14 protein-coding genes are annotated in these 9,832 nt (G+C 65.2%); 6 read left to right on the top strand and 8 right to left on the bottom strand.

The features are described 5' to 3' along the window. The coding region (locus RW112_RS19765; protein WP_317783387.1) for a hypothetical protein at positions 1-272 on the top strand (272 nt) is incomplete at its 5' end. A 293-nt stretch (positions 273-565) separates the two neighbouring features. Here the strand turns inward: RW112_RS19765 and rpsN are convergent. The 3 genes from rpsN to rpmB are packed head-to-tail and all read right to left on the bottom strand — an operon-like array spanning position 566 to position 1,280. Beyond that, complete coding sequence (gene rpsN / locus RW112_RS19760; protein ID WP_043485315.1) at positions 566-871, bottom strand: 30S ribosomal protein S14; 306 nt, start codon at positions 869-871, stop codon at positions 566-568. Between the two features lie 5 nt (positions 872-876). Then, positions 877-1,044 carry a 50S ribosomal protein L33 gene (rpmG, locus tag RW112_RS19755; RefSeq protein WP_011693743.1) on the bottom strand — a complete coding sequence of 56 codons (168 nt, stop codon included), beginning with the start codon at positions 1,042-1,044 and terminating at the stop codon, positions 877-879. Next, on the bottom strand, positions 1,044-1,280 hold the full coding sequence (gene rpmB / locus RW112_RS19750) for a 50S ribosomal protein L28 (protein WP_011693744.1): 237 nt from the start codon (positions 1,278-1,280) through the stop codon (positions 1,044-1,046). The genes rpmG and rpmB overlap by 1 nt, the downstream gene beginning before the upstream one ends. A gap of 502 nt (positions 1,281-1,782) precedes the next feature. On the opposite strand from rpmB, the gene RW112_RS19745 reads away from it, so the two are divergent. From RW112_RS19745 to RW112_RS19735, 3 genes are all read left to right on the top strand, one after another. Beyond that, a complete protein-coding gene (locus tag RW112_RS19745) occupies positions 1,783-3,225 on the top strand; it encodes a ferredoxin reductase family protein (RefSeq protein WP_317783386.1) in 1,443 nt (480 codons plus the stop codon). Further along, positions 3,222-3,713: an FMN-binding protein gene (locus RW112_RS19740; RefSeq protein ID WP_317783385.1), complete on the top strand. Its 492-nt coding sequence runs from the start codon at positions 3,222-3,224 to the stop codon at positions 3,711-3,713. The genes RW112_RS19745 and RW112_RS19740 overlap by 4 nt, the downstream gene beginning before the upstream one ends. Positions 3,714-3,774: 61 nt before the next feature. Beyond that, positions 3,775-4,587 (top strand): FAD:protein FMN transferase, encoded by an 813-nt coding sequence (locus RW112_RS19735; protein WP_317783384.1) that lies wholly within the window; start codon positions 3,775-3,777, stop codon positions 4,585-4,587. A gap of 25 nt (positions 4,588-4,612) precedes the next feature. On the opposite strand, the gene RW112_RS19730 is transcribed toward RW112_RS19735, so the two are convergent. Continuing rightward, the gene (locus RW112_RS19730) at positions 4,613-5,374 is read right to left on the bottom strand and encodes an SGNH/GDSL hydrolase family protein (protein WP_317783383.1); all 762 of its coding nucleotides are present in this window, start codon (positions 5,372-5,374) and stop codon (positions 4,613-4,615) included. 69 nt (positions 5,375-5,443) lie between these two features. After that, positions 5,444-5,923 (bottom strand): MarR family winged helix-turn-helix transcriptional regulator, encoded by a 480-nt coding sequence (locus tag RW112_RS19725; protein WP_317783382.1) that lies wholly within the window; start codon positions 5,921-5,923, stop codon positions 5,444-5,446. Between the two features lie 66 nt (positions 5,924-5,989). Between RW112_RS19725 and RW112_RS19720 the strand changes: the two genes are divergently transcribed. After that, positions 5,990-6,622 (top strand): NADPH-dependent F420 reductase, encoded by a 633-nt coding sequence (locus tag RW112_RS19720; protein WP_317783381.1) that lies wholly within the window; start codon positions 5,990-5,992, stop codon positions 6,620-6,622. A 64-nt stretch (positions 6,623-6,686) separates the two neighbouring features. Continuing rightward, positions 6,687-6,974 carry a YciI family protein gene (locus RW112_RS19715; protein ID WP_305942704.1) on the top strand — a complete coding sequence of 96 codons (288 nt, stop codon included), beginning with the start codon at positions 6,687-6,689 and terminating at the stop codon, positions 6,972-6,974. Here RW112_RS19715 and RW112_RS19710 read toward each other — a convergent pair. From RW112_RS19710 to RW112_RS19700, 3 genes are all read right to left on the bottom strand, one after another. Then, positions 6,971-7,822, bottom strand: coding sequence for an SGNH/GDSL hydrolase family protein (locus tag RW112_RS19710; protein WP_317783380.1), 852 nt, complete (start codon positions 7,820-7,822; stop codon positions 6,971-6,973). The genes RW112_RS19715 and RW112_RS19710 overlap by 4 nt on opposite strands. Positions 7,823-7,979: 157 nt before the next feature. Continuing rightward, a complete protein-coding gene (locus RW112_RS19705; RefSeq protein ID WP_317783379.1) occupies positions 7,980-9,020 on the bottom strand; it encodes a siderophore-interacting protein in 1,041 nt (346 codons plus the stop codon). Continuing rightward, positions 9,017-9,832 carry an ABC transporter ATP-binding protein gene (locus RW112_RS19700; protein WP_317783378.1) on the bottom strand — a complete coding sequence of 272 codons (816 nt, stop codon included), beginning with the start codon at positions 9,830-9,832 and terminating at the stop codon, positions 9,017-9,019. The genes RW112_RS19705 and RW112_RS19700 overlap by 4 nt, the downstream gene beginning before the upstream one ends.

Genomic DNA, 9,832 nt, shown 5'->3' with positions numbered 1-9,832 from the left:
AACAACCAATCAATAAAACAATTGGTATCAACAAACTTGGCACACTATTGAGTTCTCAAACAACAGACACACCCGGCACCACCACAACCAACATCCAGCCAGTCGCAGCTCGCTCCGGAGCAACTTCGCAAACTTACCTGAACTCAAGACTCAAAGCAAATCAGCGTTTCCGCGATCTGCCGGTCATCGAGACCATCCCCGCCTTCGAACCGCACGCCAAGTGGCGAACCGTTTTTCGGCTGTTTAGAAGGGGTTTTGGTCGCCTTCGGTAACCAGCTCCTCGCCGGCCCCCTCTCGGCGACTTAGAAAACAATACACCTACTTTGGCCCCACCGCAAACCCTCCCCCGCATGGCCCCCAAACCCCGCCAATCCGCGGCGAAACGGCCACCGGAGGCACTTTCCGGGGCGCCGGCGTCGTCCGTGGATTCTGTGTGCTGCATCACCGCGCCTGATCGAGGCCGGACGAAAAAGCGGTTAAGCGCAAGAAGGGCCGGCAACCGTGAGGTTGCCGGCCCTTCTTAGACCACTGGAATCAGCAGTGCTGGCTTAGCAGCAGTGGTGAATTACCAGGAAGACTTGGTGATGCCCGGGAGCTCACCGCGGTGAGCCATGTCGCGGAAGCGAACACGGGAGATACCGAACTTCTGGAAGGTACCGCGGGGACGGCCATCGATGATGTCGCGGTTACGCAGACGTACCGGGGAGGCGTTGCGGGGCAGCTTCTGCAGGCCGAGGCGTGCAGCTTCGCGTGCTTCGTCGGTTGAGTTGGGGTCAACCAGGGCCTTCTTCAGTTCGAGGCGCTTTGCGGCATAGCGCTCGACGATGACTTTACGCTGTTCGTTCTTAGCGATCATTGACTTCTTAGCCATAGTGCTTAGCGCTCCTCTCGGAATTCGACGTGCTTACGGATGCGGGGGTCGTACTTCTTCAGAACCATGCGGTCCGGGTCGTTACGACGGTTCTTGCGCGTGACGTAGGTGTAACCCGTGCCAGCGGTCGACTTGAGCTTGATGATCGGACGTACGTCCTTGTCCTTTGCCACTAGAGCTTCACTCCTCGTGCCAGGATTGCGGCGACGACAACGTCGATGCCACGTACGTCGATGGTCTTGATGCCACGTGCAGAGACCTGCAGGGTGACATTACGGCGCAGGGACGGAACCCAGTAGCGCTTCTTCTGGATGTTCGGGTCGAACCGGCGCTTGTTGCGGCGGTGCGAGTGCGAAATGCTGTGTCCAAAGCCCGGCTCGGCTCCGGTCACCTGGCAGTGTGCTGCCATGACGACTCTCCTCATGAAAATAAATGAAACGGTCCGCAGAGTTCCGCGTCCCGTGCGATAGGCGGCGTCCGCATCCAGCGTCCACATCAGAATGTCCGCAGGCGTGGAAAGCCGGTGAAAGCCGGCTGTTTCCGTCCCTAGGGGCGAACGTGATTGGCCACGAGTACCGGGCAGCGGAATCCACTGCGAAGTACCGGGATACTGGGCGAATACAGGAGTGCACGCAACTTGAGCCCCTAACTACCGGCCTTCGGGACTGTCGAATGTTTGGACAGATCCCGCCAACCGGAGCAATTGCACACGCTCCGCGCCACCTAGCGCCTACCAAGTCTACGAGCTTGACTAATTAAAGGCCAATCGGGTAGCCGGAATTGCCCGCTGCGGGTGTATAAGGCCGCACTCCTCACCGGCTGAAAGTGCCTCGTCGGGCACCTGCACAGGTCACAACGGAGCCGCAGCCTTTTCACAGCAGAACGAAAGGATCGGGCCGCACCGTTGAAGCATGAACACACAACTCCTCCCGGCGCTGCCCGCCGGTTCTCCGGGCTCGCGTAAGGGACCTGGCACGTTTGCGGCCCGGCACCGCCGGCGCCTGTTGCGGGCAGACCTGCTGACGACGGCGGCCTGGACTTCCCTTGCGGCCGCTGTGGCGTTGTGGCTGGCCGACGGCGGCGCAACGGGTGTCTCGACACCCGCCGGAGCTTTCACCGCCCTGGGCATTGTGGCCGGGCTGGCCGGCATGGACCTTGTCCTGCTGATGCTGCTGCTCGCGGCACGGATTCCACTCATTGACCAGACCGTAGGCCACGACCGCGCCCTGGAATTCCACCGGAAGCTCGGCAAACCGTCGCTCTACCTCCTGCTGGCGCACGGAATCCTCATCGCCACGGGCTACGGCCTGGCCGAGGGGCTGGATCCGCTCAGCGAAGCGGTTTCCCTCTGGGTGCTGGTGCCGGATATGTGGCTGGCCTTCATTTCGATGGCGCTCTTTGTCGCCGTGGTGGTGACTTCGCTGGTTGCCGTCCGCAGGCGCTTTCCCTACGAGTTCTGGTACGCCGTGCACCTACTGACCTATGCCGCCGTCGTCACCTCGCTGCCCCATCAGTTCAGTGTGGGCGGGCTGTTCGCCGAAGGTACCTGGCAACGCTGGTACTGGCTGGCCGTATGCATCGCAACCGGCGCGGCCCTCCTGCATTACCGCCTCTTCGAGCCACTCATCGCAACATTCCGGCATCAGCTGACCGTCAGCCGCGTGGTCCGGGTGGCACCCGGTGTGGTCAGCATTGAGATGCACGGGCTGCGGCTCAATGAGCTGGCCGGAACCGGCGGAAGGTTTTTCATCTGGCGCTTCCTGGCTCCCGGCCTGTGGTGGCACCCGCATCCTTTCAGCCTCTCCGCCGAGCCGCTGCAGTTCGATTCGTCAGGGCGGGGCCTGCTGCGGATCACCGTCCGCAACCTGGGGCGGGGATCGGCCCAACTTGCAGGCCTGAAGCCCGGGACGAAGGTCGCGGTGGAGGGACCGTACGGCATTTTCAGCACCGCGGCACGGAGCCGGGACAAGGTGGTGATGATCGGTGCCGGGATCGGCATCACGCCACTTCGTGCCCTCCTGGAATCCACGCCTTTCGCACCGGGACAAGCCACCGTGATCCTCCGGGGCCGCAGTGAGCAGGAACTGTACCTCGGCGACGAAATCCTGGAACTTGCCCGGAACCGGGGTGCCACCGTATTCCACCTGACGGGCGCCCGCTCGGGGCAGCCGGGAAGCTGGCTCCCCGGCCATGCCACCGACACCGGCTACCGGCTAACGGACTATGCCCCCGACATCGCCGGCGCGGACGTCTACGTCTGCGGCCCGGCGGCGTGGGCACGCAACGTCCTTGACGATGCCCGTGCCGCGGGTGTCAGGGAAGACCAACTCCACTACGAAAGGTTTGACTGGTGAGAATACGGGGAGCAGTATCGGCAGCACTCGCCTCCGCGGGCATCCTCCTTGCCGGGTGGCAATCAGGAATCCATGTGGAGGACACGGGGAGCGCCGCGGCCAGCACTTCGGCGGGAACCAACGGTGCCACGGGCGCCGAAGGTTCGTCCGGCGCCACAGGGGCTGGCTCGGGCGCGGCAGCAGAACCCGCCACGGGTGCCGCCGCAAAGCCCGGCGGGACGTATACAGGAAGCGTGGTCCAGACCTGTTTCGGCGCAGTCCAGGTCCAGATCACCGTGAAAGCGGGGCCCATCACCGACGTAGAGGCCCTGCAGCTGACAGATGACGACCGCAAGTCCATCCAGATCAGCAACCGGGCGGCACCCCTCCTTAAGGCTGAAGTCCTCGCCGCCCAGTCAGCCGACGTCCAGACCATCGGAGGCGCCACTGTGACCAGCGACGCCTACCTGAGCTCCCTCCAGGCGGCCATCGATGCAGCGAATCTCTGAAAACCGCAACCGGGCTGAACCCCTGCGGCGGCCCGCGTTGCGGGCCAGGACCTTCAACTGCATGGGAACGGTAGTCAGCCTGACCGTTCCCTCAACCTCGGGCGAGGACGAGCTGGTAGCGGCCACCGCCGTCGTCGAACAGCTTTTTGCCGGGCTGGACGAGACGTTCAGCCTCTACCGCCCCGACTCGGAGGCGAGCCGGATAGCGCGGGCCGAAATTATGCTGCCGGATGCGTCCGAGGACATGCGACGGCTCTACGCCGATGCCGTGGGCTGGCGGCTGGTGACCGAAGGGGCCTTCACCCCGGAACGGCCCGACGGCGTCCTGGACCTGTCGGGGATCGTGAAGGGACATGCCATCGGGGAGGCGGGAACATCCCTGCTGGCGCTGGGCCTTCGTGACTGGTGCCTTAATGCCGGCGGCGATGTGCTGGTCAGTGGATCTCCCGTGCCGGCGAGCGCCGGAGCGGGGACCACGGTGTCCGGTTCCCGTGAGCCGTGGCGGGCAGGGATTGTCGACCCCGCGGACCGCCGCACCCTGATTGCCGGTTATCCGCTGGGCGGCCACCCGGAGGCGAAGCTGGCGCTGGCGACCTCCGGTTCCGCCGAACGGGGAGACCACATCTGGGCGGCTGGCGGAGGGACCGGAGCGGGCCGCGGGCCGGGCACCGTCGCCGGTGGCGGCCGGGCAGCTCCGGCCTTCCGCCAGGTTTCCGTCGCAGCGGCGGACATTGTGACGGCCGACGTGCTGGCGACGGCGATCGTGGCCGGCGGGATGCCGATGCTGGACCGTGCCACGGACGGATGGGACATCGACGTACTGGCAGTCCGGGCTGGCGGCGGACTGGTCGCGACGGCGGGCTTCCGGCGGTAAGTTCCGGCGGAAGCGCCAGCGAAAATTAAAGTCGGGTGAGCTGGCTGTACCGCGGCTGGAGGCCGTCGCCCGAGGACCGTCCAGTGACCCGGCGCATCACCCAGGGGCCGGCGTGCTCCCGCACCCAGCGCGCGTTGGCCCGAATGGCGTCCGCCCGGCTCAGCTCTGGAACGGGGGTCATGGGCGGCACATCGATGGAGTGGTCGTGCTCAAGGACGGTCAGCACCCTCTTGGCCATGTTTGCGTGCCCTGCGGCAGACATGTGCATCCGGTCCTTGGCCCACATGCCCCAGTCGTAGTATTCGCTGAAGCGCCAGTAGTCCACCAGCAGGGCGCCGTGGTCGCCTGCGATGCCGCGCACCAGCTCGTTGTAGATGGCGGTACGGCCGCGCATCGTGCCGAAAACCTTGGAACCCCGGGCATCAAAGCCCGTAAACATCACCACGGTGGCACCCGTGGCACTCAACTTGCGGATGCCGGCGTCGTACTCCGCCAAAAGGCCGTCAATGTCGATCCTTGGGCGGAAGATGTCGTTGGCCCCCGCGTAAATGGTCACCAAGGTGGGTTTAAGTTCGACGGCGGCATCCACCTGCTCGGCCATGATCTGCCGAAGTTTCCGGCCCCGGATGGCGACGTTGGCGTAGCCGAACGACGGGTCCGCGGCGCACAGTTGCTCAGCCACGCGGTCTGCCCAGCCGCGCACACCGTTGGCCCGGGCCGGATCGTCGTCGCCGAGCCCTTCCGTGAACGAATCTCCCAGGGCTACATAACGGGCGGAAAAATCCATATCGACAGTCTGCCATCCCGTTGCCGGGAGCAACAAAGCAGCGGTTACCCGCCGGGGCCGTACGGCCGGTCAGGGCTCCCGCAGGATCCAGTGGTCGGCATCCAGGCGGCCCACGATTTTCTCCCCGATGCGGGCCAGGTCGGCGACGTCGCGATCGGTCAGGGCATCGAGGAACAGCGACCGGACGGCTTCCACGTGGCCGGGTGCCAGCTCCACGATGGTGGCCATGCCGGCGTCGGTCAGGTGGGCGGTTGTAACGCGTGCGTCGCGGGGATGCGGCCGGCGTTCCACCCACCCGCGGTTCTGCAACTTGGTGACCACATGGGACAACCGCGACAGCGATGCGCTGGTCCGGGCGGCGAGTTCGCTCATCGGCAGGAAGCGGCCTTCCGCTTCAGAGAGCATGGCGAGTACGTTGTAGTCGAAGAGGGAAAGCTTGCCCGCTGCGTGCATTTTTGTGTCCAGCGCCGCCGGCAGCAAGGTGTTGATGCTCAGCTGGGCAAGCCAGGCGCGGCGCTCATCGGCGTTAAGCCAGCGGGGTTCGGTCATGGATACATCCTAGGAGAAAAAATCATTGACAGTTCAAGCCCCGGCTGTCCGATGGAAGGAAGCGTCATGACGGACATCACGATCATCGGCACCGGAAACATGGCGGCCGGCATCGCCGCCAGGGCTGCCAGCGCGGGGCGCAGCATCCAGATCCTCAGCCGCGATGCCGTGGCTGCCTCCGCCCTGGCTTCCGAAACGAACGCCTCCGTCGGAACCACCGGAAAGGACATCGAGGGCAGCATCGTTATCCTGGCCACCTTTTTCGATGTGTCCAAGGAAATCGCCAGCCGTTACGGCACAGCGCTGGACGGTAAAACGATCGTGGACATCTCCAACCCCGTGAATACGGAAACTTATGACTCCCTGACCGTGCCCGCCGGAAGCTCCGCGGCCGAGGAAATCCAGGCGCTGGTTCCCGGAGCGAACGTGGTCAAGGGCTTCAATACGGTCTTCGCCGCCACGCTGGCTGCCGGGGAAGTTGCCGGGCAGACGCTGGATGTCCTGCTGGCCGGCGATTCCGACGAGGCCAAGGCGGCCGTGGCCAGCTTCATCAATGATTCCGGTTTGCGCGCCATCGACGTGGGGCCGCTGCGCCGCGCGCGGGAGTTGGAAGCCTTCCAGCTGCTGGTGGTGGGGTTGCAGCTCAGCGGCGCCTACCCCGAGTACAACTGGAACAGCGCGCTCAAACTGCTCCCTTAGGCGGCCCCGGACCGGAGGCGGGGAACGCTCGCGGGGGCGATTCGGGAACCGGTAGGCTGTCCGCATGTACGTAGTCTCCCTGACCTACAAGGTCCCCGAAGAGATCGTCGATTTCCACCTCAAAGCCCACGTCGAGTGGCTGCAGGACGCCTTCGACCGGGGCATCTTCATTGTGGCCGGCCGGAAGATCCCCCGCACCGGCGCCCTGCTGCTCTCCAATGCGGACCGCGCCAGCCTGGACGCGTCGCTGGTCAAGGACCCGTTCTACACGAACGGGGTGGCGGAGTTCGACGTCGAAGAATTCCATGCCGGCAGGGTGGCTCCTGGCTTCGAAAACCTGCTGGACAGCTAGTTTCCCCGGGGTTCCGGCTCGGGCATCTTCTCGACGAGTTTCTTCAGTCCGCCTTTCCGTGGGACTGTGACGGGTTCTGGCCACCGGGGACTGAGGCTGTCCCCCAACGTCACGCCGCGCAGTTTGCGGCCAAAAAGCGGCAGCACCCAGTCGTGCAGCCAGCGGCGTTGCCGCTGTTCCCACTCCCGCAGGCTTAGTTTCGACGGCGGATCCCACTCCAGCGGGCTGATTTTGTGCGGCACGCCCAGGTGGTCCAGGACCTGGGCGGCAAGGTATTTGTGGCCGGCTTTGGACATGTGCAGCCGGTCCGAATCCCACATCCGCCGGTCGTGGAACGCATCAAAGCACCAGTAGTCCACCAGCACGGCGTTGTACTTGGCCGCGATTTCGCGGACGCGGCGGTTGTAGACGGTGTTGCGCTTCCGCAGGGGCTCCAGGACGGCGGACACCTTGACATCGAAACCGGTGAACAGCACCACCGTGGCACCCGTGCCGGCCAGCCGGGCCACAACGGATTCGTACTCGGCCATGAGCGCATCCACGTCTGTGCCGAAATCGAGGATGTCGTTGCCTCCGGCGTACAAGGTCACCAGCGTGGGTTCCATCGCGAGCGCCGGTTCCAGCTGTTCGTCGATGATGTGGCGAAGCCTCTTGCTGCGGATGGCGAGGTTTGCGTATTCCCACCCCGGTTCGGCCTTGGCCAGCTTTTCGGCCACCCGGTCGGCCCATCCGCGCACCCCGTTGGGCAGCCGCTTGCTCCGGTCCCCCACGCCCTCGGTGAACGAATCCCCCAGGGCGACAAACCGCCGTCGCCCTCCCCGGTCCGGAAGTAAAGGAAATGAACCCACCCCGGCACCCTAGCCGCGAAAAGAAACGGCAGGGTTAACGGCCAGCCACAGGAAGCGAAAGAGCGTTTGCGATTGAGCGACAGGAAGTGCGAGAGCGTGCCAAGATAACGCGCAGGAAGTGAGAGAGCGTTGGAGTCAACCGGGTGAACTCGAGTCTTTACAGCTCCGCTTTGCCCTGACGCCAGTAGCCCATGAACGCCACCTGCTTCCGGTCGATCCCGACGTCGCGCACCAGATAGCGCCGCATCTCCTTGATGACTCCCGCTTCACCGGCAATCCAGGCGTAGAACGGCATGGCGCCTGCGGGCATTCCGGGGTTCTTCGTGGCAGCAATGGCGGCGGTTTCCATCCTCGCGGGTGTTTCCCACAGGATGTCATGGTCCACGTCCACGTCTTCCGGTTCCGGTCCGGCCCCGCCGGATGCTGCCTTGATGCCCACCCAGCCCGGCTCGGGAACGGCGGCGCGGACTGCCTCCTGCAACAGTTCGCCGTGGGGGCGTGAACGCCCGATCGAGGCGCCGCGCGCCAGCCAGGTGATTTCGACGTCGGCGTCCGACTTCAGGTCCAGGAAGTCGCCGGCTTCGGGGACCTCAAGGAACGCGTGCCCGCTCATGTACGGCGGGAGGCTTTCCAGGATGGCACTGATGGCTGGAACAGCGGTTTCGTCGCCTGCGAGCAGCACGCGCTGGGCCAGGCCCGGCCGCCATTCGATGCCGGAATAGATCTCGGCCGTGACGCAGTGTGCGGCCCGGTTGTTGGGACCGATGATGGTGAGGGCGTCGCCGGGTTTGGCGTTCAGGGCCCAATTGGCGGCCGGCCCCCCGTTGCCCTCCGCGTCGAAGTGCATCACGAAATCCACGTCGATCTCGGGGTAGACGGCGTCGAGCCGTTCCTGCCGGACGGTGTACGTCCTCATGGAACCCCGGGTCGTCGGGTCCATGGCGAGCCATTCCCGGTACCAGCCGGACTGTTCCATCTGGAATTGAGGCAGCGGCAGCTGGGTACCGTCCTCGGCAAGGGACGGGATCATCAGCTTCACGCGGAGGTCCAGGGTGCCGCCGTGGACCCCGAAATCGCGCAGCGAGTATCCGCCGAAGGTGATACGGCGGAAGTTGGGGCTCAGTTCCTGCACGGCGGTGACCGTCACGTCGAACGCCAGGGTCATGGGTTCGGTGGTGGCAATGTCGCGGGTTTTCATGAAACGAGCTCCAGTTCAGTTGCAGTGGTGTGGTGCCGGCCGAGGGGAATGATGAGCGGTGTGCCGGAAACGGGGTCGGGAAGCACCCGGGACTCCAGGCCGAAGACGTCCCGGACCAGGTCCTCAGTGACCACGTCCGTGGAGGCGCCTTCGGCCACGATCCGGCCGCCTTTCATGGCAATCACGTGGTCCGCGTACCGCGCGGCGAGGTTCAGGTCGTGGAGGACGATGGCCACGGTGGTGCCGCGCGCGCGGTTGAGGTCCGTGATCAGGTCCAGGACTTCCACCTGGTGGGCCAGGTCAAGGTAGGTGGTGGGTTCGTCCAGGAGGAGCACGTCCGTTTCCTGGGCGAGTGCCATGGCGATCCACACCCGCTGGCGCTGGCCGCCGGACAGTTCATCGACGTTGCGCCCGGCGAGGTCCAGCGTTTCGGTGGCTTCAAGCGCACGCTGCACCGCGGCGTCGTCGTCCGGTGACAAGCTGCGGAAGAAGCCCTGGTGCGGGTAGCGCCCGCGCCCCACCAGGTCGCGGACCGTGATGCCGTCCGGCGCGGTGGGGTGCTGGGGCAGGAGGCCCAGCGTCCGGGCGACGTCGCGGGCGGAGCGGGTGTGGATGTCCTTGCCGTCGAGCATCACGGTGCCGGCGGCCGGCTTCAGCAGCCGGGACAGACCGCGGAGCAGGGTGGACTTGCCGCAGGCATTGGCGCCCACGATCATGGTCACCTTGCCTTCGGGAATTTCCGCATCGAGCCCGTCAACCACCGTGCGCTGGGCGTATTTGAGGGTGAGGTCCGTGGCGCGCAGAACAGCCAT

This window comes from Arthrobacter sp. B10-11 (assembly GCF_033142195.1).
Classification (GTDB): domain Bacteria; phylum Actinomycetota; class Actinomycetes; order Actinomycetales; family Micrococcaceae; genus Arthrobacter; species Arthrobacter oryzae_C.
Note: the sequence above shows the minus strand (reverse complement) of the source record. Positions and strands in the feature narration are given on the sequence as shown.